Annotated in this window: 16 protein-coding genes and 1 pseudogene; 10 read left to right on the top strand and 7 right to left on the bottom strand. The window is 62.7% G+C overall.

All coding sequences use genetic code 11. The features are described 5' to 3' along the window. Positions 1-104 precede the first annotated feature (104 nt). Entirely contained in the window at positions 105-770 is a 666-nt protein-coding gene (locus tag HHL26_RS20700) for a GntR family transcriptional regulator (RefSeq protein WP_066562751.1), read from the bottom strand. Between the two features lie 90 nt (positions 771-860). Here HHL26_RS20700 and HHL26_RS20705 point away from each other — a divergent pair, with 90 nt between their 5' ends. The 6 genes from HHL26_RS20705 (at position 861) to HHL26_RS20730 (ending at position 8,997) form a co-directional block, all read left to right on the top strand. Continuing rightward, positions 861-1,613: an SDR family NAD(P)-dependent oxidoreductase gene (locus tag HHL26_RS20705; protein ID WP_066562749.1), complete on the top strand. Its 753-nt coding sequence runs from the start codon at positions 861-863 to the stop codon at positions 1,611-1,613. Positions 1,614-1,637: 24 nt separating this feature from the next. Next, on the top strand, positions 1,638-2,807 hold the full coding sequence (locus HHL26_RS20710; protein WP_066562748.1) for an acyl-CoA dehydrogenase family protein: 1,170 nt from the start codon (positions 1,638-1,640) through the stop codon (positions 2,805-2,807). After that, on the top strand, positions 2,804-3,874 hold the full coding sequence (locus HHL26_RS20715) for a phosphotransferase (protein WP_066562745.1): 1,071 nt from the start codon (positions 2,804-2,806) through the stop codon (positions 3,872-3,874). Before HHL26_RS20710 ends, HHL26_RS20715 begins: the two co-directional genes overlap by 4 nt. Positions 3,875-3,980: 106 nt before the next feature. Beyond that, the gene (locus HHL26_RS20720) at positions 3,981-5,714 is read left to right on the top strand and encodes an acyl-CoA dehydrogenase C-terminal domain-containing protein (RefSeq protein ID WP_066562743.1); all 1,734 of its coding nucleotides are present in this window, start codon (positions 3,981-3,983) and stop codon (positions 5,712-5,714) included. 14 nt (positions 5,715-5,728) lie between these two features. Then, the gene (locus tag HHL26_RS20725) at positions 5,729-7,804 is read left to right on the top strand and encodes a 3-hydroxyacyl-CoA dehydrogenase NAD-binding domain-containing protein (RefSeq protein ID WP_169576690.1); all 2,076 of its coding nucleotides are present in this window, start codon (positions 5,729-5,731) and stop codon (positions 7,802-7,804) included. 14 nt (positions 7,805-7,818) lie between these two features. Then, on the top strand, positions 7,819-8,997 hold the full coding sequence (locus HHL26_RS20730; RefSeq protein WP_066563862.1) for an acetyl-CoA C-acyltransferase family protein: 1,179 nt from the start codon (positions 7,819-7,821) through the stop codon (positions 8,995-8,997). 366 nt (positions 8,998-9,363) lie between these two features. On the opposite strand, the pseudogene HHL26_RS24345 reads toward HHL26_RS20730, so the two are convergent. Then, a pseudogene (locus HHL26_RS24345) lies at positions 9,364-9,744 on the bottom strand (IS630 family transposase); the annotation flags it as partial. Between the two features lie 715 nt (positions 9,745-10,459). Then, positions 10,460-11,491, bottom strand: coding sequence for an IS110 family transposase (locus tag HHL26_RS20745; protein ID WP_066563859.1), 1,032 nt, complete (start codon positions 11,489-11,491; stop codon positions 10,460-10,462). Between the two features lie 238 nt (positions 11,492-11,729). Between HHL26_RS20745 and HHL26_RS20750 the strand changes: the two genes are divergently transcribed. Then, positions 11,730-12,929 carry an IS256 family transposase gene (locus HHL26_RS20750; protein ID WP_169576691.1) on the top strand — a complete coding sequence of 400 codons (1,200 nt, stop codon included), beginning with the start codon at positions 11,730-11,732 and terminating at the stop codon, positions 12,927-12,929. 319 nt (positions 12,930-13,248) lie between these two features. Here the strand turns inward: HHL26_RS20750 and HHL26_RS20755 are convergent, their stop codons facing one another. From HHL26_RS20755 to HHL26_RS20765, 3 genes are all read right to left on the bottom strand, one after another. Then, on the bottom strand, positions 13,249-15,696 hold the full coding sequence (locus tag HHL26_RS20755; RefSeq protein ID WP_240962541.1) for a TonB-dependent receptor plug domain-containing protein: 2,448 nt from the start codon (positions 15,694-15,696) through the stop codon (positions 13,249-13,251). Positions 15,697-16,126: 430 nt separating this feature from the next. Then, entirely contained in the window at positions 16,127-16,897 is a 771-nt protein-coding gene (locus tag HHL26_RS20760; RefSeq protein WP_066562731.1) for an enoyl-CoA hydratase-related protein, read from the bottom strand. 16 nt (positions 16,898-16,913) lie between these two features. Further along, a complete protein-coding gene (locus tag HHL26_RS20765; RefSeq protein WP_066562729.1) occupies positions 16,914-17,660 on the bottom strand; it encodes a glucose 1-dehydrogenase in 747 nt (248 codons plus the stop codon). Between the two features lie 333 nt (positions 17,661-17,993). Between HHL26_RS20765 and HHL26_RS20770 the strand changes: the two genes are divergently transcribed. From HHL26_RS20770 to HHL26_RS20780, 3 genes are read left to right on the top strand one after another with little or no spacing between them, the layout of a single operon-like run. Next, positions 17,994-19,076 carry a zinc-binding dehydrogenase gene (locus HHL26_RS20770; RefSeq protein WP_066562727.1) on the top strand — a complete coding sequence of 361 codons (1,083 nt, stop codon included), beginning with the start codon at positions 17,994-17,996 and terminating at the stop codon, positions 19,074-19,076. Between the two features lie 14 nt (positions 19,077-19,090). Further along, on the top strand, positions 19,091-20,347 hold the full coding sequence (locus HHL26_RS20775) for a cytochrome P450 (RefSeq protein ID WP_066562724.1): 1,257 nt from the start codon (positions 19,091-19,093) through the stop codon (positions 20,345-20,347). Positions 20,348-20,354: 7 nt separating this feature from the next. Beyond that, positions 20,355-20,843, top strand: a complete 489-nt coding sequence (locus HHL26_RS20780) for a flavin reductase family protein (protein WP_066562721.1) — start codon at positions 20,355-20,357, stop codon at positions 20,841-20,843. A 48-nt stretch (positions 20,844-20,891) separates the two neighbouring features. Here HHL26_RS20780 and ribB read toward each other — a convergent pair whose 3' ends face one another. Beyond that, positions 20,892-22,007, bottom strand: coding sequence for a 3,4-dihydroxy-2-butanone-4-phosphate synthase (gene ribB, locus HHL26_RS20785; RefSeq protein ID WP_066562720.1), 1,116 nt, complete (start codon positions 22,005-22,007; stop codon positions 20,892-20,894). Positions 22,008-22,013 lie beyond the last annotated feature (6 nt).

The raw sequence follows: 22,013 nt of genomic DNA on the forward strand, positions 1-22,013 counted from the left end.
ATGCGCGCGGGCGGGTTTCAGGAACGTTAATGCGACGGCAACTGACGCGAGCGCATCCGGCGGCTGGCCTTCGATTGGCGATGCCTAGCTGAAGTTTCCGCGTCTTACGGGCGGCGGGGTGTCGCCATGATGATCTGCCGAACATGCCGCACATGATCGTGCCCGGCTTTTTCGGCCGTGACGGAATCTCGCCTTACGATGGCGTCGACGATCGAGCGATAGTCCGCGAGCCGGATGCTGCGGAGCTGCCGGCCCTGATATTGGGCGTGGATGATGTGCATGCTGATGGCCGGGAACAGGCGCTGCAGCTCGCGATTGCCACCGATCGTGAGCAGCGCGCGGTAGAAATGGCGGCGTGCCCGGCTGAACATGCCGGGTTCGTCATGGACGTCTGCTTCGATCACCATCGCTAGCGTCGAGCGCAGCAATTCGCCGTGCTGGTCTTCGTGATAATGCATTGCCGCCGAACGGGTCGCCAATGCGGTCATCGCTTCGGCCACCTCCAGCACTTCGAGCGTTTCGTCCATGCTCAGCAAGCGTATGGCGGGCGAGCGGTGCGGATTCAGGTCGATCACGCCTCGTCCACTCAGGCGCTGAATGGCCTCCCGCACGGCGTTTCGTCCCACGCCATAAAGAGCCGCCAGTTCCGTTTCGGCCAAACGCTGGCCCGGAACCATCCTTCCCTCCTCCAGATCGCGCAGGATGCCGCGATAGACCCGTTGGGAAGAACCGGCCTTCGTTTCTCCGGTGTTCGCGTCGTTGGTCAGCATTCCGCTTCTATGGGCACAATCGGGGGGATGCTCAAGTTCCAATTGATTGTTCCACAATAATGTTCCATTTGAACAACCGAGAGGTGCCGAATGAGTCGATGGAATCTTGAAGGGAAGGTTGCTCTGGTCACGGGCGCTTCGGGAGGTCTTGGCGCCCATTTCGCCAAGGTGCTGGCGGAAGCGGGCGCGGAGGTCATCGTCGGCGCCCGCCGTCAGGAGGCGCTGGCCGATGTCGCCGGGTCCATTGTCGCGGCCGGCGGCAAATGCTCCGCCATCGCGCTCGACGTGTCCGATATGGCGAGCATTTCGGCAGCGACGCCCGCATTGGAGCGGATGGACATCCTCGTCAACAATGCCGGCATCGTGCGCGATGGCCCCGCGCTCAGCCATGGCGAAGCGGATTGGGACGCGGTGATCGACACCAACCTCAAGGGCATGTTCCTGATGTCGCAGGCGGCCGCCAGGGCTATGGAGGCGCGGCAAAAGGGCGGTTCCATCATCAATATCGCGTCCATTCTGGGCATCAGGCAAGCGGGCGGCGTCGTTTCCTATGCGGTGTCCAAATCCGGGGCGATCCAGATGACGAAAACCCTCGCGCTCGAATGGGCGCGCCTTGGCATCCGGGTGAACGCGCTGGCGCCGGGCTATCTTGAGACTGAACTCAACGCCGACTTCTGGGCAAGCGAGGCGGGCAAGGCGATGATCAGGCGCATCCCGCAGCGGCGCCTGGGCAATTTGCAGGAACTGGACGGGCCGCTGCTGCTGCTGGCGTCCGACCTGTCCTCCTACATGACCGGGTCCGTCATCGAAGTCGACGGCGGCCATCTGGTCAGCACCCTGTAACCCCTCCGGCAGAAAGAGAGACGCATGACGCAACGCGCGCAAGAGATCGCGGCGAAGGTCGAAAACTTCGTCCGCGAAACGATCATTCCCTATGAGAAAGACCCCCGTTTCGAGGTCCACGGCCATGGTCCGCCGGAGGATATGGTGTGGGAGATGCGGGAAAAGGCGCGTCAGGCCGGCGTGCTCACCCCGCACATATTGCCCGACGGGTCGCATTTGACGCAGCGCGAAACGGCCATGGTGCTGATCCGGTCCGGCCTGTCTCCATTCGGCCCGATCGCCTGCAACACCATGGCGCCCGATGAAGGCAACATGTATCTGATCGGCCATGTCGCCAGCGCCGAACAGAAGCGCCGTTTCCTCAAGCCGCTGGTGGCGGGCGAGGCGCGGTCCGCCTTCTTCATGACCGAACCGGCCGGGGAGGGCGGCGCGGGTTCCGATCCTTCGATGATGACGACCACCTGCCGGCTCGACGGCAATCATTGGGTCATCAACGGGCGAAAGGCGTTCATCACCGGCGCGCAGGGGGCGAAGGTCGGCATCGTCATGGCGAAGTCCGACGATGGCGCGTGCATGTTCCTGGTCGATCTGCCCGATCCGGCGATCCGTATCGAGCGCGTGCTGGACACCATGGACAGCTCGATGCCCGGCGGTCATGCCATTATCGAAATCACCGATTTGCGGGTGCCCACCGACCAGATGCTGGGCGCGTCCGGCGAAGGTTTCAAATATGCGCAGGTGCGGCTCAGCCCGGCGCGGCTTTCCCATTGCATGCGCTGGCTGGGAGCCTGCATCCGCGCGCAGGAAATCGCCACCGCTTATGCATGCACGCGGCAAGCCTTCGGCAAGCTGCTGATAGACCATGAAGGGGTTGGGTTTATGCTGGCGGAAAACCGCATCGCGCTCCAGCAATGCGAGTTGATGATCGACTGGTGCGCGGGCGTGCTCGACACCGGATCGCTCGGCACGAAAGAAAGCTCGATGACCAAGGTCGCGGTGTCGGAACATCTGATGAAGATCGCTGACAATTGCGTGCAGGTCATGGGCGGAACGGGCGTGTCGGGGGATACGGTGGTCGAGCAGATCTTTCGCGAAATCCGCGCCTTCCGCATTTATGACGGCCCGACCGAAGTGCATAAATGGAGCCTGGCCAAGGGCATCAAGCGCGATTTCCTCAAAGGGGCGGCGGCATGAGCGCGCAGGCGCAAGATAATGTCGGCACGACGCCGGTCCGCGAAGGCTTTGCCTTCGATGAAGCATCGCTTTCGCGCTGGATGGCGGACAATGTGCCTGGCTTTGCCGGTCCGATGTCGGTCGAACAATTCAAGGGCGGCCAGTCCAATCCGACCTATAAGCTCGTCACGCCGGGGCATGGCTATGTGCTGCGCCGCAAGCCGCCCGGCCAGCTTTTGAAGGGCGCCCATGCGGTCGAACGCGAGGCGAAGGTTCTCGCCGGCCTGGAAAAGGCGGGATTTCCCGTGGCGCATGTCCATGGCCTGTGCACGGACGACAGCGTGATCGGCACATGGTTCTACGTCATGGATATGGTCGAGGGCCGCATCTTCTGGGACGCGACCGTGCCGGGCGTGAGCAATGGCGAGCGCGCCGCCATTTTCGACGCGATGAACGCGACCATGGCCCAGCTTCACATGGTCGATTATGAGGGCGTGGGCCTTGGCGACTATGGCCGCCCCGGCAATTATTTCGAGCGGCAGATTGCGCGCTGGTCGAAGCAATATCTGGAGGACGGCGACGCCGGGCGCGATCCGAACATGGATCGGCTGATCGAATGGCTGCCCGCGCATATTCCGGCCGATGACGATCGCAGCGCCATCATTCATGGCGATTTCCGCATCGACAACATGATCTTCCATCCAACGGAACCGCGGGTGCTGGCGGTTCTCGACTGGGAGCTTTCGACTTTGGGCCATCCCGGCGCCGACTTCGCCTATAATGCGATGATGTACCGCATGCCGCCGCATATCGTCGCCGGTCTGGGCGGAGCGGATATCCAGGCGCTCGGCATCCCGTCCGAGGAGGATTATGTCGCGCTTTATTGCGCGCGTACGGCACAGGCGTCGCTGCCCGGCTATGAATTCTACCTCGCCTTCAACTTTTTCCGGCTGGCGGCGATTTTTCACGGCATCAAGGGCCGCGTCATCCGGGGAACGGCGTCTTCGTCCCAGGCGCGGGAGCGGGTCCGGGTTCTGCCCGAATTGATGGACCTGGCATGGAGGCAGGCGGTCCGAGCCGGTGCATAGCTGACGGATTGCGGTGGCGGCAGACGGATGCCGCGCGCATCCCTGCGCAATTGACTGTAACAGATGTTTGGTATAGCAGGGCGCCGCGCTTTGAGGAGGAGTCCCGATGTTCAGCTATGTTCCGCCGATCGATGATTACCGCTTCCTGTTGACCGAGGTGCTCGGCTTCGACCGGGCGATGGCGGAGACGGGCAAGGAGGTCGATGCGGACCTGGCGGCGGCGGTGCTGGAAGAAGCGGGGCGCATGTGCGCGGAGCGGCTGCACCCGATCAACCGTCATGGCGATGAAGAAGGGAGTCGCCTCGTCGACGGCGAGGTGCGGACACCGGAGGGCTTTGCCGAAGCCTGGCGCGATTTTGTGGCCGCAGGCTGGGCTTCGCTCTCGGCGGACCCGGAATATGGCGGGCAGGGCTTGCCCTTCATCCTCCAGCTCTGGCTTGACGAGATGCTGTCGGCGGCGAATCTGTCCTTTGGCTTGTTCCCCGGCCTGACACGTGGCGCGTGCGAGGCGATCATGGCCCATGCCAGCGATCGGTTGAAGGCCACCTACCTCCCGCGCATGGTGAGCGGCGAATGGACCGGCGCCATGGCGCTGACCGAAAGCGGCGCGGGCACGGACCTTGCCCTGCTCAAGACCAAGGCGGTTCCGGATGCCGACGGCGGCTATGCCGTCACCGGGCAAAAGATCTTCATTTCCTCGGGCGACCATGATTTCGGCGGCAATATCGTTCATCTGGTGCTGGCGCGCCTGCCCGATGCCCCAGCGGGCGTGAAGGGGATCAGCCTGTTCCTGGTGCCCAAATATCTGCCCGATGCGGACGGCGGCTTCACGATCCGCAATGCCATGTCGGTCGGGGCGCTGGAAAAGAAGATGGGCATTCATGCCCAGCCGACCTGCGTGATGAACTATGACGGCGCGACCGGCTGGCTGGTGGGGGAACCGAACAAGGGTCTGGCCGCCATGTTCACCATGATGAACGCCGAGCGGCTGATGGTCGGCATTCAGGGTCTGGGCATTGCCGGCGCCTCCTACCAGCAGGCAGCCGGCTATGCGAAGGAGCGGCTCCAGGGGCGCAGCGCCGATGGCGCGCGGGGTCCGGTGGCGATCATCGAGCATGCCGATGTGCGGCGGATGCTGCTCCATATCCGCGCTTTCGTGGAGGCCGGGCGCGCTCTCGCAGGTTGGACGGCGTTGCAGCTCGACCGGGCGCATCACCATGCCGACGCGGCCGAGCGGGCCAAGGCCGATGCGCTGGTCGCCCTGCTGACCCCGGTGGTGAAGGCGGCCTTCACGGATTATGGCTTCGAAAGCGCGGTGCAGGCGCAGCAAGTGTTCGGCGGCCACGGCTACATCCGCGAATGGGGCATGGAGCAATATGTCCGCGATGCGCGCATCGCCCAGATCTATGAGGGCACCAATGGCGTGCAGGCCATGGACCTGGTCGGGCGCAAGCTCTCCATGGCGGGCGGCGCGGTGGTCGACGGCTTTTTCGCGCTTGTCGCGGAAGAATTGAAGGCGGCGGAAGGCTTGTCCATCGCGGAAAGGACGGGCGAAGCCCTCACCTTGCTGCGCGGCGTGACAGCTTCGCTGCGGGGCGCGGGCGTGGAAGCGGCGGGCGCGGCGGCGGTCGATTATCTGCGCCTCTTCGCGCTGGTTTCCATGGGCTGGATGTGGACGCGCATGGCTGTCGCCGCCAATGCGGATACGCCGCTGCATGAGGCCAAGCGCGCTGTTGCCGACTTTTTCGCTCAACGGATGTTGCCGCAGGCACAGGGTCTGGCGGGCAGCATCGCGGCAGGTGAAGCCACGATCATGGCGCTTGGCGCCGACGCCTTCTGAGCGAAAGGGATAGCATGGCTGTCGAGGTTATTCATGAGGGCGCGACTATATTGCTGCGCCTGTCCAACGGGCCGGTAAACGCCCTGTCCGTCGGCAATGGCTTTGTCGGAGACATTATGGCGAAGGTCAGGCTGGCGGTCAGCGATCCCGCCTGCCGGACGATCGTTGTCACCGGCGCTGGCCGGATGTTCTGCGGCGGCGCGGACATCAGCGATTTCGATGGCGACCCGGCGCAGATCGGCCTCTTGCGCGACCTGATCGCCGCGGTCGAGGATTCCGGCAAGCCGGTGATCATGGCGATCCACGGCATGGCGCTGGGTGGTGGTCTGGAACTGGCGATGGCGGGCCATGTCCGCATCGCGCAGGCGGGAAGCCGTCTGGGCTTGCCTGAAGTGACGCTGGGCCTGTTGCCGGGCGCGGGCGGCACGCAGAGGCTGGCGCGGCTGATCGGCGCTGGAGCGGCGCTCGACATGATGCTGTCGGGCAAGCCCGTGACGGCGGAGCGGGCGTTGTCGCTCGGCTTGGTCGATCAACTGGTGGACGGCGATGTGGTGGAAGCGGCGCTGGAGGTGGCGCGCAATGCCCCGCCGCTGCGCCGGACGGGTGCTTTGCCGGTTCCTGCCGATCTTGGGGAGGCGATCGAGGGGCGGCGCGCGAAGCTGCGCGGCGGCTTGAGCCAGGCGCCGACCCGGATCATCGATTGCGTGGCTGCGCTGTCGGATGATCTGGCCGCTGGCCTTGCCTTGGAAGCGGAGCTGTTCGGGGAACTGATGCGCTCCGAGGCGTCGCGTGGTTTGCGCCATGCCTTTTTCGGGGAGCGGACGGTGGCGCGCATTCCGGGGTTGTCGGGCGATGTCCGGCCACGTGAGGTGCGGCATGTCGGGGTGATCGGCGGCGGGCTGATGGGCACCGGCATCACCCTTGCTTTGCTGAATGCCGGCGTACCTGTGACGATGGTCGAACTGCGCGCCGACGCGCTGGCCAAGGCGGAAGCCAGCATCCGCAAGACGATCCAACGCGACGTGGAAAAGGGCCGGATCGATCAGGCCGTGGCCGATGCGCGCATCGCCGCCTTCACCCCCGCGACGGAACTGGATGCGCTCAGCGACGCCGATCTGGTGATCGAGGCGGTGTTCGAGGATATGGGCGTCAAGAAGCAGGTCTTTTCTGCGCTCGATGCAATCACCCGGCCGGATGCGATATTGGCGAGCAATACGTCGACGCTCGACCTGGATGCGATCGCGGCGCTGGTAGCCGATCCCTCGCGGGTGGTGGGCCTGCATTTCTTCTCGCCCGCCAATATCATGCGGCTGCTGGAAGTGGTGCGGGGTCGGGAAACCGCGCCGGACGTGCTGGCGACGGCGATGGCGTTCGGCAAGCGCGTCGGCAAGGTCAGCGTCGTATCGGGCGTGTGCGACGGCTTCATCGGCAATCGCATGTTCGAGGAATATCTGCGCCAGGTCTGGTTCATGCTGGAGGAAGGCGCGCTGCCACAGCAGATCGATGCCGCGATGGAGCGCTGGGGCATGGCGATGGGACCGTGCCGGACGATGGATCTGGCCGGACAGGATATCGGCTGGGCGATCCGCAAGCGCCGCGCCGTGGAACAGCCCGACCGTCCCTATTCGGGCGTGATCGACCGTATCTGCGAGCTCAGCCGTTTCGGGCAAAAGACGGGCAAGGGCATCTATGTCTATCCCGATGGCCGGACGGCGGAGCCCGACCCGGAGATCACCAAGCTGATCGAGGATTATTCGGCGGAGATCGGCCTGACCCGGCGCGCCATCAGCGATGAGGAAATCGTCAGCCGCTGTCTGCTGGCGCTGATCAATGAAGGGGCGCGGATCGTGGGCGATGGGATCGCCTATCGTCCGGTCGATGTCGATATGATCTACCTCCATGGCTACGGCTTTGGCCGTGAGCGGGGCGGGCCGATGTTCCAGGCCGATCTGATGGGCTTGCCCGCTATGCTTGACCGGCTTCGCACTCTGGCCGCCGGTCGTAACGGCTGGGCCTGGACGCCCGCGCCGCTGATCGAACAACTCGCCGCAAAAGGCGGGCGGTTCGAAGATCTCAATATTCAAGGTTAATGGAGAAGAGGAAGATGACGGACGTATTTCTGGTGTCGGCGGCACGGACCGCCATCGGCAGCTTCGGCGGCTCGCTCAAGGATCAGAAGCCGGGCGAACTGGCCGCCCATGTGGCGAAAGCCGCGATCGGGCGGGCGGGCATCGACGGGAGCCAAATCGGCAATGTCGTGCTGGGCAATGTGATCCCTTGCGAGCCCAGGGACGCCTATGCCGCGCGCATCGCCGCCATCGGCGCGGGCGTGCCGCAGGAAAGCCCGGCGCATAGCGTGAACCGGCTTTGCGGATCGGGCCTGCAAGCGATCATCGCTGCCGCGCAGTCGATCCTGCTGGGCGATTGCGAGATCGCGCTGGGCGCGGGCGCGGAGATCATGAGCCGCGCGCCTTATTTCCTGCCTGCCGCCCGCTGGGGCCAGAAGATGGGCGATGCGGTCGTGCAGGATGGCCTGATCGGAGCGCTGAGCGATCCGTTCCAGGGCATTCATATGGGCGTGACGGCGGAAAATGTCGCGGCGCGCTACGGCATTTCGCGGGAAGATCAGGACGCGCTCGCCTTTGAAAGCCAGAAGCGGGCGGCCAACGCCATCGCTCAGGGCTATTTCAAGGATCAGATCGTGCCGGTCGAGGTGTTGGTGCGGCGCAAGCCGGTGCCGTTCGACACCGACGAATTCGTCCGGACCGATGCGGCGGCGGAGGATTTCGGCAAGCTCAAGCCCGTCTTCCAGAAGGACGGCACGGTGACGGCGGGCAATGCCTCGGGCATCAACGACGGGGCGGCGGCGGTCGTGCTGGCGAGCGGGGAAGCGGTGAAGGCGCAGGGGTTGAAGCCCCTGGCGCGGCTGGTCGCCTATGGCCATGCAGGCGTCGACCCCGCCTATATGGGCATCGGGCCGGTGCCTGCGACGCGCAAGGCGCTGGAGCGGGCGGGGCTGAGCGTCGCTGATCTCGACGTGATCGAATCCAACGAAGCCTTCGCGGCGCAGGCCTGCGCCGTCGCGCGGGAACTGGGTTTCGATCCGGCGAAGGTCAATCCCAATGGCAGCGGCATTTCCCTCGGCCATCCGGTCGGCGCGACGGGCGCGATCATCACGACCAAGCTGATCTATGAATTGCAGCGCACCGGGGGGCGTCTTGGCCTGACGACGATGTGCATCGGCGGCGGCCAGGGCATCGCCGCCATCTGGGAACGGGTGTGAACCACGGCTGACCGGCGGGCGCGACGGTTCCGCCGCCGCGCCCTCCACCCTCGCAAATGGGCGGCTGCACAGGGGAAACCTGGCGGCCGCCCCTCCATCATTTTCCGCTGAGATCGAGCCGGACGTCGACGATCATACACTGTTGGGTAGGGGTTGAACGAACTTCAGATTCATCAAGGTCACTAGCAAATATCCGATCCTAGGGCCAATCGACATTCAGCCCTGACGGCCTGCAAATGGCGCTTTTCCGTGCTCCGGTGCTCACGTACTTTTAGTACGCTGCGTTGAAGCGAGGCCCGTGACTCGCTTCAAGGGTCACGAAAAACCACCATTTTTGGCACGTCATGATCTGAATGTTGATTAGCCCTAATGGATTGATTCCGACGTTTGGAACCCACCGTTTCGTGCTGCAATGATATCATCGGGCTCGTCTTTCCAGATGAAAGGCTTGAGGTCGGCGGTGTTGTATTCGCGGATGAAGCGGTTGAGGGCGGCCTGGAGATCGCCGAGGGAATGGAAGACGCCATTCTTGAGCCGGCGCCGGGTCAGCTTGGCGAAGCAGCCCTATACGGCAGTGAGTCAGGAGCAGGAGGTCCGCGTGCAATGGAAGGTCCAATGCGGATGGCGGGCGAGCCATTGCTGGACCTTGTCCTTCTTGTGGGCCGCATAGTTGTCGAGGATCACGTAGATCCTCTTGTCCGCTAGCACTGCGCGCTCGCTATGGTTGAGGAAACAGATAAACTCCCGGCCAGAGCGAAGATGCTGGCGCCTATGCTGGCCTCGTTCCACGCCGAAGTCAGTCAGGTGAACCCGATACGCAGGGGCATATCTCCAGGGCCGGCGATCGCTGTACGGGGCAGCCAACATCATCTTAACCCGGGTCAAAAGACCCTGTGCGATTCAGAGTTGGGGCAGGAAAATAGCCGAAGCCAAAGGTCCACGGCGGGCCAAGGTCGCGGTTGCTCGTAAGCTGGCTGCATTACTGTATTCCGTTTGGTTGAACGAGACCGAGTGCCGCTGGGTCTGACCCGTCGCTCCCGATCCCGATCAGCCATGCCCGGACGAAAGGCTCTCCCAGCCGTCCGACGACCTCGAAGACAACATTTGGAAATCGGGCACGGATAAACAGGAATCGCGATGCGAATATCAATTAGAACATTCGCGACTGTCGGCTTTGGAGAAGGCAGCCAGCTAACTGCCGCTCCCTGGGTTGTGTCCCGGGAGGTTCTCTAATCGCCTTGGTCAAGTGCTGATCTCTCAGCGATCCATCCTGCGTGCCGGGCTCTTGGGTTCTCTCCGCGGTCACCGCGTCGGGTGCCGCACGTTTGCGTTCCAGGTCGGGTGGATCGAAGTGGTGTGCGCGGTCATTGCCGCTAACCTGGGAGCGATCTCACCCTCGCCGCGCGTCCCGGCTGGACGCATTCCGTTGTGCTGATGATCAGTGTCGTTTCAGTTGCGAGATCTATGCCATCGCCGGCTCCCGGAAGGGCGTGTTAGTGCGCCACATCGCATGCAATGTTACAGCAAGTTTCCGCGCCAGAGCCACCTTGGCTTTCCGGGGTCCTGTTCTTTCGGCGATAGCTTTGGCCCAGCTGCGTAGGCGTGGGCCACCAAGGTCCCGACAGACGATCGCATTCGCCGCCTCGAACAGGCATTTCCGCGTGAACCCATCCCCGCGTTTCGAGATGCGACCGTTCCGGCTAATCTCGCCAGACTCGTAGCGCCTTGGCGTCAGCCCGAGGTAGGCACCGGCGCCGGACGACCGTCGGAACCGGGCGGCATCATCGAAGGCTGCTACTACGGACATCGCTGTGATCGGTCCTACACCGGGGGCGGTCATTAACAATCTGACCGTCGCATGCCGCTTGGCGATCGCCCTGATCCGCTTGTCGAGTGTTGCTATGTGAGACAGAATGTCGCGGCGAGCCTGTATCAGCGTTTTAAAAATCGGGATGAGTTCTGGGGCAACCAGCAGTTCCTTGGCGATGATTTCGTCGGCCCGACGCTTGAATCCACCGACACGCTTGCCAAACATAACACCAAAGGTCTTCAAAAGCCCCCGGACCTCGTTCTCCAGCCGAACCCGCATTCCGACGAACGCTTCCCGGGCTGTCAGCATCGCCCGATTGACGTAGGCGTCGTGGCTCTTGATCTGCACAGCCTTGAACCAGCCGGTCCGTACGATCTGGGCCAGACCACGGGCATCATGACGATCGGTCTTGTTGGGCATCATTTTCAACACACCGTTGGCATGGCGCGCGTCCAGACAGATGATCGGCACCTCTCGCGCCACCAATTCGTTCCAAAGCCAGACAGCCAGAGGGCCAGTTTCCATGCCGACCCGCTCAAGGCCATCTGATCGCTCCGCGAGCCAATTGGCAATCGCCTCCGGGCAGGTCGGCACCTTGGCCTCCGCCAGCATCGCGCCGTCCTGGTCCACCAAGCAAATCGCCGTCTGATCCTGCGACACATCCAGAGCTGCAAACACCGCCATTGCATCCTCCTTGTTCAAAGCTTCGGCATAAAGTGTCGAAGCGGAAGTCCCATTCTGCATCAGTTGTTGAGATATGGGGCGTGGCGATTACGCTAAGTGGTGTAGCTTCCGCCGGTAGCGAAGCTGACCGGACGCGCGCTCACCGATAAAGCGCTGTAGCGGCCGGTCAGTTTCGCGGGTGGTCATCGGCGAACTTCGGTAAGTTTGGGTTGCAACACTCAACTCACGGAGACCACCGATGACCGCTGACAAGATGGACCTGCACACCCTGGTTGGGAAGAGTGCGGACGGCGATTTTCTGCGCGACATGATCGGCTTTGCCGCGCAGCGGCTGATGGAACTGGAAGTGGGCGGCCTGACAGGCGCTGCCTATGGCGAGAAGGATGCCGAGCGTCTCGCACAGCGTAACGGCTATCGCGACCGGGATTGGGAGACACGCGCCGGCACCGTCGAGCTGCGGATCCCCAAGCTGCGCACCGGCAGCTATTTCCCCGGCTTTCTCGAACCGCGCCGCCTAGCGGAGAAGGCCCTGACCGCCGTCATTCAGGAAGCCTATATTCAGGGCATATCGACCCGGTCGGTGGACGATCTGGTCAAAGCCATGGGCATGAGCGGCATTTCGAAGAGTCAGGTCAGCCGGCTGTGCGAGGAGATCGATGTACGTGTGAAGGCCTTCCTCGATCGCCCGATCGAAGGCGACTGGCCCTATCTCTGGATGGACGCCACCTACATAAAGGTCCGGCGGGCCGGCCGAATCGTCTCGGTCGCCGTCATCATCGCCGTCGGCGTCAACAGTGACGGCCGGCGCGAAGTCCTCGGTATGGCGATCGGCCATTCCGAAGCCGAGGTCTTCTGGACCGACTTCCTGCGCAGCCTTGCCCGCCGCGGTTTGCGCGGCGTGAAGCTGGTCATCTCCGATGCTCACGAGGGCATCAAAGCATCCGTCGCCAAAGTGTTCAGCGCAACCTGGCAACGCTGCCGCGTCCATTTTATGCGCAACGCCCTGGCCCATGCAGGCAAGAGCGGTCGCCGGGTCGTGTCGGCGTTCATTGCCACCGCCTTCGCTCAGGACACCCCGGAAACCGCCAAAGCCCAGTGGCGCAGCGTTGCCGATCAGCTACGCCCCACCGTGCCAAAACTCGCTGCTCTGATGGACAGCGCGGAGGAAGATGTGCTGGCCTACATGACGTTCCCCGCACAACACCGCACCAAATTACACTCCAATAATCCGATCGAGCGGCTCAATGGCGAAATCAAGCGGCGTACCGACGTCGTCGGCATCTTCCCCAATGAAGAGGCCATCACCCGCCTCGTCGGCGCTATCCTGCTCGAACAAAATGATGAATGGGCGGTCCAGCGCTCCCGCTACATGACACTTGAGAGCGTCTCGGGATTAAGCGATAATGCCATCATCACGTTGCCTGCCATGGCAGCATGATCAACCCGGCTTGGCCGGAGATCGCCAAGGCTACGCCGGCGAACCTACACCATCAGGTGGGACACGATCGCTCCCTGCGTGGTGTTGAATTTCTCAGCGTGATAGCCGGTCGTTCCAGTGGGGATTTGCCTCACCCGAAAACAGTCATTTCAGGTTGCCCCAGCGATGGGAACTCGGTTTGCCCTGCGGGGCAAGCCGGGTTCCTGCTATCCGATTTCCGCTGCCTCAGCCATATTGCGATCCTTTGATCGTCGGCCGAGGCGCCGGGGCATCTTCTTAAATTAGACGGCAACTTTATGGATTGCCGCCGGAAGAAAGGTCAGAACTTCATGGTGACTTCGGCACCGAAGGTCTGGGGTTCGCCAGGGATCACCGTATTCATGCCGCCCGATGCGCCAAGGACGTAACCCGACTGATAATATTGGCGATCGAATAGGTTCTTGGCGTAGATACCGAGCGAAAGCGGGCTTCCCATGATTTCATTCCAGCTTAAGCGCGCCGCAATGGTCGTGTATCCTTTGATCTTGGTGCCCGGCGTGATCGAATAATTATTGTTCGAGAAATAGGATGAGGTTTGCGAGAAGCTGTCGACCCGGAAATGCATCTCGCCCCACTGCGCCGGTGTCGGCAGGGTCAGATCGGCATATAGGGATCCCGACCATTTGGGCGCGTCGGGATAGGAATCGAACGGAACGACGAAGCCGGGCGTGCCGGTCTGCACTGACAGGTCGACGATGTTCTTGGTGTATTTCGCGTCCGTATAGGCGCCGGAAAAGCCCAGTTTCAACCAATCGGCCGACATGATGTCGCCGTCCATCTCGACACCCTTCACCTGCGCTTCGGGCACGTTGACGGTGAAGGCGGACGGCGCGCCGGCCACCACGGCGTAGAGCGAATGCTGCGCGTTCTTCACGATCTGCTTATAGGCGGCCACGTTGAAATGGGCACGCTGACCGAGCAGCATCCCGCTGAACTTGTAGCCCAGTTCGAAATCATGGGTATATTCATTCTTGAAGAAATTCGCGAGACCGTAGGGCACCACGGCGCCGTTGAAGTTGCCGGCCCGGAAGCTGCCGCGTTGCGTGAAGTAGAACTGGCTCGCCGGACTGGCCTGCCATTGCAGGGTGCCGACCCAGCTTGGCGCTTTAAGCGTCGCCTTTTCACGGGGGAAGCCGACGAAGAAAGCATGATCGTCGTAGGATGTCATGCCGACCGTTTCCCAGGTGTAGCGGGCGCCAGCCGTGAACTTCAGCCCTTCCAGCACGGCGTCCGACAGGTCGTAGGTAGCCTGTCCGTAAACCGCGCGCGAACGCGTGGTGCCGTGGGTGTGGTACAGAACCTCGCCTGCCGGGGTCGGGAGTTCGGCTCCGACGATGACGGGGATGGCTTCTTCCTTCGTGGCATAGTTGTAGAAGCCGCCGATGATATATTCGAGCTTGCCGTCGGCGGATTTTCCCTGAAGCTGGAGTTCTTCGGAAATGCTCTTGTTGCGGAAAACCTGTCCGCCCGGAGGGCCGGTATAGTTGCCAGAGCTGTTATAGAGGTCGAGCGAGGCGAAGGGCGATCCGCTCAATATGCCAGCGGTCCGGGCGAAGGTCTTCTGGAAGCCGAAGATATTCTTGACCGTGAGATTGTCGTTCAACTCGAAAGTCGTGGTGTTCGACAGGAAATAGCTGCTCGCCTTGTGGGGCAGGTCGTAGGACAGATAGGTTTCGTAGGGATGGGCCTTCTGCCAGGCGAGGTAGCCGGCAACCGCGCCGGGGAATGTGCCGGGTCCGGGCGGGCCGTCGCCTACGCCGGGGAAGAAGCCATTGCCGTAGAGTGCGTCCAGCGTCGCCGTCAGATTATAGGTGATGCCGGTCTGGCTGGAAGTGTTGGTCGAGCCGAGCGGATAATAGGAATAGAGCTGGCCGTTGGATTCCGTGCCCCGGAACCGGCTATATTGGAAGACGGTGGTGTTCTCGATCGTGTCGGTCGGGCGCAGGACTGCCGTGATGCGGCCGGAGCGGTTGTCGACATCGCCCAGCGTATTGCCGGTCAGCAGGTTGTGGACATAGCCGTCCTGCTTCTGATAGTCGCCAGCGACACGGAGCAGGATCTTGCCCGGTATGACGGGAATGTCGACCGCGCCCTGTAGCTGGATAAGATCGCGTTCACCCGCGCGAATGGTGCCGAAACCGCCGAAATCCTCGCCCGGCTTGGCCGATGCATACAGCACCGCGCCGCCGGTTGCGTTACGTCCGAACAGCGTGCCTTGCGGCCCCTTGAGCACCTGCACCGACGAGAAGTCGTAAAAGGCCGTAGCCGAATTGCCGCCGGTGAAGGGAACTTCGTTCAGATAGGTGAGCACGGCCGGACTGGCGCCGGAGAAGGGGTCCAGCGTCTGGCCCCGCATGGTGAAGCTCAACTGGTTCTGGTTCTGGCCGTTCTTGACGATCAGGCCGGGGACGAGCGCCGCGAGATCCTGCTCCTTCGTGACCACCCGGTTCTGCAAGGTTTCGGAGCTGAGCGCCGCGACGGAGAGCGGGACCTTCGACAGCGATTCCTCGCGCCGTTGCGCGGTCACGACGATGTCGGACGTGTCGGCGGGCTGGGGCGCGCTTTCGGCCGCCTGCGGGGCGCTGGATGCGGACTGGGCGATGGCGACATTGCCGGCCAGTCCGAACAGGGCGATGGCGGCCGATCCCGCCGATGCCATCAATATCCGACGATAGAGAGGGGAAACGGCCTGGCCGGTATCATAGGCCCGAAGTTCGTCTTGCCTCATATTCTACTCCTCACCTGATTATTGTTCGTTGATCACCGCTGGACGCCATGATTGCCGTGGACAGGATGGGCATGGTGCAAAGATGTCGTGATTTTCACTCATCCTCATCTCCATGGTCGCGATTGTCTCGACAGGTTCATCGACCGGCGCTCTGCGGCACCTACAGGCTTTGCCTAATTAAAATTAGGGTAAAGTGCAAGAGGGATTATGCGGCACATGTTGCGTTCGTTCCGCTGTTTCTTTTCGTCGCCATCTGGGCAGAATGCGCTGATCCATGCGAAATAATCATTAGAAATATGGCATTATTAGGGAATTATCCGCCCGGCGCACATAATGCTGACCGCGATAGGAAAATTGGCGACCGCACTTTTTCAGGAAAGGCTTTTCTGCTTTTGATAAAAAATTTCGAATTTCAATTAGGATTGCGATTCTATCGCCCGAGCCATTGGGGTGCCCGCCGTTCCTTCCATGCGACCGCCGCTTCCGCACGATCCTGTGTCGCCTGATAGCTTTTGATCTGAGGGTAGGAAGCGGATAAAGCGTCAGGCAGTGAATGCCTCAGCCCGTCCAGCGCTGCCTCTTTGCCCGCTTGTGACACCAGTGGCGAGCATTCCAGCAGCCTTGCGATCCAGCGGCTCGTCTCCGCGGGCAATGCGCTGCGGTCGACGCAGGCGTTGATCAGGCCAAATCGTAACGCGTCCTGCGCGGTCAGCGGTTCGCTGGCGATGATCATGGCCATGGCGACATGATGCGGAAGCTGCCGGATGGCGCGATGGACGACGCCGCAATGGTCGATGATGCCGGCCCGCGCCTCTGGCAGGCGGAACACAGCGTCCTCGGCGGCGATGATGATGTCCGCGCACATCGCCAGCTCGAAACCGAGGCCGAGAACATACCCCTGCACCGCGCAGATTAGGGGTTTGCGCAAGGGATTCAGCCGCCCCCCTATGCCCGACAGGCCGCCGCCGAAGGAAAGGCCGTCATGGCCCAGCGGTGGGTTCGCCATGTCCGCCCCGGCGCAAAAGGCCCTGTCGCCGGTGCCGGAGAGAACAGCGACCCGGATATCCGGATCGCCGTCCACCCGTTCCCAGGCATCGGCAAGCGCCCGGTCCATCTCATCGTCAATGGCGTTGAGCGAGGCGGGCCGGTTAAGCCGTATCTCGGCAACATGGCCGCTGCGGTGAAACTCGACCGTTGGCACGGCGCCTCCCTCCCGGTCAGTGCGCCAGCATGCCCGCGTCGACCAGATGTTCCGATGCGGTGATGTAGGATGATTCATCCGAAGCCAGGAACAGCACGAGGTTCGACACTTCGGATGGATCGGCGATGCGGCCCAACGGGATTTGGGCCAGCGCCTCGCCGCCGACCTCGTCGGTCGCCTCGACCATCATCGGCGTCTGGATGAAGCCGGGATGCACGGAGTTCACACGGATATTATTCTTCCCATATTCCATGGCCGTGGCCTTGGTCATGCCGCGCACGGCGAACTTGCTCGCGACATAGGCCAGGCTGGGGAAGCCATAGTTCGCCGCCATGCCGGCGATGGAGGAGATGTTCACGATCGAGCCCTTATTGGCCTTCACCATCGTCGGCAGCACGGCCCGCATGCCGTAAAAGACCGAATGCTGGTTGACCGCGCAGACGAGCTGATAACCCTCTTCCGTCAGGTCGACCGTATTGGCCATCGGGCCGAGGATACCGGCATTGTTGACGAGGATGTCGATCGTTCCGAAGGTTTCGACCGCCTTGGCGACGATGCGCGCCCAGTCGTCGGCCTTGGTCACGTCATGCGCCAGGAATATCGCCGCTTCGCCGATTTCCTTGGCCAAGGCCGTGCCCTTTTCGACGTTGAGGTCGGTGAGGACGAGTTTGGCGCCTTCACGCGCGAACATGCGGGCGTGGGATTCCCCCATGCCGCGAGCAGCCCCTGTGATGATGGCTATTTTGCCTGCGAGACGACCCATATGCTCTCCTCCACGATTCTGCATTTGCCTAATATTGGTTATTGAATATTCATGGCGCGTAAATGTCAATAGGGTGGGCTTAAGACGGCTGCCTGAGCGCCCGCGACTCAATTCAAATATCCAGAAAATATCATGTAAAAACAGATATTTGATAAGAAATACATGCTGTCTTTGCGGGTTGTCACTTGATGCCGTCCGCAATCGGCTCTTGCATCGATAGGCTAATTTTGATTAGTTTCGTTTCAATGGCGGGGACGTCGACCCTGCAAGTGAGTTAAAAGTCGTTCGAACGCCGTAGCGACGGGTACGACGACAAAGCTGAGAGGATGAGGGATGCAGGGCAGAGCTGCGGTGATGGTGGAGAAGAACCGCCTCGAAACTTGGGACGTGGATATCCATGCGCCCGAGGCGGGTGGCGCGTTGGTCCGCACGATATTGGGCGGCGTGTGCGGCAGCGACGTCCACATATTGAGCGGAGAGGCGGGCGAGATGCCCTTTCCGATCATCCTGGGCCATGAGGGCGTCGGGCAGATCGAGCAGCTCGGCGCCGGTGTGTCGACCGACTATGCGGGCGTGCCGGTCAAGCCCGGCGACCTTGTCATCTGGTCGCCCATTGCGCTCTGCCATCGCTGCTATTCCTGCACCGTCCTCGAACAGACGCCGTGCGAGAACAGCCAATATTTCGAGGATGCGGCCAAGCCCAACTGGGGCAGCTATGCCGATTATGCCTGGTTGCCCAATAACATGCCCTTCTATCGCCTGCCGGACCATGCCCGGCCGGAGGCGGTCGCGGCGCTGGGATGCGCCTTGCCGACGGTATTGCGCGGCTTCGACCGCTGCGGTCCGGTGCGGTTCGGCGACTCTGTCGTCGTTCAGGGGGCAGGGCCGGTGGGCCTGTCCGCCGCGCTGGTGGCGGCGCAGGCGGGCGCGCGCGAAGTGATCGTGATCGACGGCGCCCCTGCACGGCTGGAGGCTGCGAAGTCGCTCGGCGCGACGGCAACGGTGTCGCTCGACCTGCCCGCCGAGGAGCGCAAGCGGATGATTTACGACCGTGTCGGCCGTCAGGGTCCGGACATCGTCATCGAAGCGGCTGGCGCGCTGCCGGCCTTTCCCGAAGGCGTCGATCTGAGCGGCATTCACAGCCGCTACATCATATTGGGCCTGTGGGGTGCGATCGGCACGCAGCCGATTTCCCCGCGTGATCTGACGCTGAAGAATCTGACGGTCGGGGGTGCGTCCTTCCCGGCGCCCAAAAATTATTATCAGGCGATGCAATTTGCGGCACGCGTTCAGGATGCGGTGCCGCTGGGCCAACTCGTCAGCCATCGCTTCGGTATCCATCAGGCAGCCGAGGCCCTCCATGTCACGAAAACCGGCGTCGCCACCAAAGCGGTGATCGACCCGACCATCCGTTGAAAAGGAATGCGGCCATGAACACCGATCTGCTGACCCCGGCCCCCGCGAAACCACGCGTTCCCATGCCCGACCATGTGCCGTCGGCACTGGTCCGGGACATCGATATTTACGGACTGGACGGCATAGAAGAAGGCTTTCACGAGGCATGGAAGCGCGTGCAGCAGCCCGGCACGCCGCCGCTGGTCTGGACGCCGCTGACCGGTGGCCACTGGGTCGCGACCCGCGGCGCGGTGATCGACGAGGTCTATCGCAGTCCCGACCGCTTCTCCAGCCGTGTCATCTGGGTGCCGCGCGAGGCGGGCGAGGCCTATGAAATGGTCCCGACCAAGATGGACCCGCCCGAGCATACGCCCTACCGCAAGGCGATCGACAAGGGGCTGAACCTGGCCCAGATTCGCAAGCTGGAGGCGGATGTGCGGGCCGTCGCGGTCGAGCTGATCGAGGGGTTTGCGGACAAGGGCGGGTGCGATTTCGCGCGCGATTATGCCGGGGTCTTTCCGGTCAAGGTGTTCCTGGCGCTCGCCGGCCTGCCGATGGACGATGCGCCGATGCTGAACGCTCTGGCCAAGGAGATGACGCGTCCTTCGGGCAACACGCCCGAGGAGCAGGGCCGGTCGCTCGAGGCTGCGAACAAGGGCTTTTTCGCCTATGTCGCGCCGATCATCGAGGAGCGGCGCGGCGGCACCGGAACCGACCTCATCACCATGATGGTGAACAGCGAGATCAACGGGCAGCCGATGCCGGAGGACAAGATGCTGGGTCTTGTCTCGCTGCTGCTGCTGGGCGGTCTCGATACGGTGGTCAATCTCCTCAGCTTCATGATGATCTATCTGGCCCGCCACCCCGATACGGTGGAGGAATTGCGGTCCGACCCGATGAAGCTGCAACGCGGTGTCGAGGAGATGTTCCGCCGTTTCGCCGTGGTGTCCGACGCGCGCTATGTCGTGGCCGACATGGAGTTTCATGGCACGCAGCTGAAGGCCGGCGACCTGATCCTGCTGCCCACGGCCCTGCACGGGCTGGACGACAGTGAGCATGCCGATCCGATGAAGGTCGACCTGTCGCGTCGCAACGTCGCCGCCCATTCCACCTTCGCCCAGGGGCCGCATCGCTGCGCCGGCATGCATCTGGCCCGGATGGAGGTGATCGTCACCTTGCAGGAATGGTTGGCTCGGATTCCGGGCTTCGCTATGGAGGAGGGCGCGACGCCGACCTATCATGCAGGCATCGTCGCAGCCGTTGAAAATGTCCCTCTCGTCTGGAAAGTCTGATTCTCCCATGACCGTCACGATCGACCCGCACGATTTCCGCCGCATATTGGGTCACTATCCGACCGGCGTCTGCGCCATCACTGCGGTCCAGCCGGACGGCGTTCCCGCCGCCATGATCGTCGGCTCCTTCACCTCGGTATCGCTCGATCCGCCGCTGGTCGCCTTCTTCCCTGACAGGGGATCATCGAGCTGGCCCAAGATCGAAGCGGCGGGACGCTTTTGCGTCAATGTGCTGGGCGACGGGCAGGAGGGGCTTTGCCGCATCCTTGCGTCCAAGGACCCGAACAAGTTCGAGGGCGTACCGCATCATCTTTCTGCGCTGGGGTCGCCGGTGCTGGATGGTGCGCTCGCCTGGATCGATTGTACCATCCACGCCGTGCACGAAGCGGGCGACCATCATATCGTGCTGGGCGCAGTGCATGCACTCGACGCCCACCATCCCGGCGCGCCCCTGTTGTTTCATAAGGGCGCCTATGGCCGGGTCATGCCGATCTGAGCCTATCGCCTGGGGTCGGCGCTATCGATCCCAGGCTGGTGAGTGATATCATCCCTCGACGGGACTGCGCAGCGGAACCCGTCCGACCACCGTCAGGCCGAAGCCCTCCAGTGCCGCGAGCTTGGCTTTGCTGGAGGTCAGCAAGGTCATCTGGCGCACGCCCAGATCCAGCAGGATCTGGGCGCCGATGCCGTAATCGCGGGTCGCATTGGTGTCGTGATAGGTCTTTCGCCCGCCCTTGATGCGTTGCGAAATGGAATCCGGGCTGGGATCGCGGACGAAAACGGCGACGGCCTGCCCCTCATGCGCGGCCATGGCCTGAAGCGCCTGCGGCACATATTCGGGGTGCGCCTGCGACCAGCCGAGCAGGTCGGCCGTCAGGTCCACCTGATGCACGCGGACCAGCGTTTCGCGGTCGGGACGGACTTCGCCCTTCACCAGCGCGACATGTTCTCCACCGTCAATCTGGTTGCGATAGACATGGATGGTGAGGTCGCCGCCGTAGAAACTGTGGAACGGCGCGCTGGCGACGCATTGCACCAGCTTTTCCGACCGGCGGCGATAGGCGATGAGGTCGGCGATGGTGCCGACCTTGAGGCCATGCTCTTTCGCAAAAACCAATAGCTCCGGCAGACGCGCCATGGTTCCATCGTCGTTCATCACCTCGCAGATGACGCCTGCTGGCGTGAGGCCCGCGAGGCGCGAGATGTCGACCGCCGCCTCCGTATGCCCGGCCCGGACCAGCACGCCGCCGTCGCGCGCCGTCAGCGGGAAGATATGGCCGGGCGAGACGATGTCGGCAGCGGTCTTGGTGGGATTGACGGCGACGGCGACGGTGTGGGCGCGATCCTGCGCCGAAATGCCGGTGGTCACGCCTTCGCGGGCTTCGATCGATACGGTGAAGGCCGTGCCATGGCCTGACTGGTTGTTGACCGTCATCGGCGGCAGTTTCAGATGCTCCGCCCGCGCCTGCGTCATGGCGAGGCAGATGAGGCCGCGTGCATGCTTCGCCATGAAGTTGATCTGTCGCGGCGTCGCGAACTGGGCGGGGATGATGACATCGCCTTCATTTTCGCGGTCGTCGGCGTCGACCAAGATATAGGGGAGTCCGTCGATGGCATCCTGGATGATGTCTTCGATCGATGAGATGCCTTCGGTGCTCATTGCTTT

Origin of the sequence: Sphingobium sp. TB-6, assembly GCF_012927365.1 — a bacterium.
GTDB lineage: Bacteria > Pseudomonadota > Alphaproteobacteria > Sphingomonadales > Sphingomonadaceae > Sphingobium.

What these genes read in the sequence shown, in the direction of transcription:
- HHL26_RS20700 (WP_066562751.1), bottom strand. Translation starts at nt 770, where the DNA reads ATGCTGACCAACGACGCGAACACCGGAGAAACGAAGGCCGGTTCTTCC.
- HHL26_RS20705 (WP_066562749.1), top strand. Translation starts at nt 861, where the DNA reads ATGAGTCGATGGAATCTTGAAGGGAAGGTTGCTCTGGTCACGGGCGCT.
- HHL26_RS20710 (WP_066562748.1), top strand. Translation starts at nt 1,638, where the DNA reads ATGACGCAACGCGCGCAAGAGATCGCGGCGAAGGTCGAAAACTTCGTC.
- HHL26_RS20715 (WP_066562745.1), top strand. Translation starts at nt 2,804, where the DNA reads ATGAGCGCGCAGGCGCAAGATAATGTCGGCACGACGCCGGTCCGCGAA.
- HHL26_RS20720 (WP_066562743.1), top strand. Translation starts at nt 3,981, where the DNA reads ATGTTCAGCTATGTTCCGCCGATCGATGATTACCGCTTCCTGTTGACC.
- HHL26_RS20725 (WP_169576690.1), top strand. Translation starts at nt 5,729, where the DNA reads ATGGCTGTCGAGGTTATTCATGAGGGCGCGACTATATTGCTGCGCCTG.
- HHL26_RS20730 (WP_066563862.1), top strand. Translation starts at nt 7,819, where the DNA reads ATGACGGACGTATTTCTGGTGTCGGCGGCACGGACCGCCATCGGCAGC.
- HHL26_RS20745 (WP_066563859.1), bottom strand. Translation starts at nt 11,491, where the DNA reads ATGGCGGTGTTTGCAGCTCTGGATGTGTCGCAGGATCAGACGGCGATT.
- HHL26_RS20750 (WP_169576691.1), top strand. Translation starts at nt 11,730, where the DNA reads ATGACCGCTGACAAGATGGACCTGCACACCCTGGTTGGGAAGAGTGCG.
- HHL26_RS20755 (WP_240962541.1), bottom strand. Translation starts at nt 15,696, where the DNA reads ATGAGGCAAGACGAACTTCGGGCCTATGATACCGGCCAGGCCGTTTCC.
- HHL26_RS20765 (WP_066562729.1), bottom strand. Translation starts at nt 17,660, where the DNA reads ATGGGTCGTCTCGCAGGCAAAATAGCCATCATCACAGGGGCTGCTCGC.
- HHL26_RS20770 (WP_066562727.1), top strand. Translation starts at nt 17,994, where the DNA reads ATGCAGGGCAGAGCTGCGGTGATGGTGGAGAAGAACCGCCTCGAAACT.
- HHL26_RS20775 (WP_066562724.1), top strand. Translation starts at nt 19,091, where the DNA reads ATGAACACCGATCTGCTGACCCCGGCCCCCGCGAAACCACGCGTTCCC.
- HHL26_RS20780 (WP_066562721.1), top strand. Translation starts at nt 20,355, where the DNA reads ATGACCGTCACGATCGACCCGCACGATTTCCGCCGCATATTGGGTCAC.
- ribB (WP_066562720.1), bottom strand. Translation starts at nt 22,007, where the DNA reads ATGAGCACCGAAGGCATCTCATCGATCGAAGACATCATCCAGGATGCC.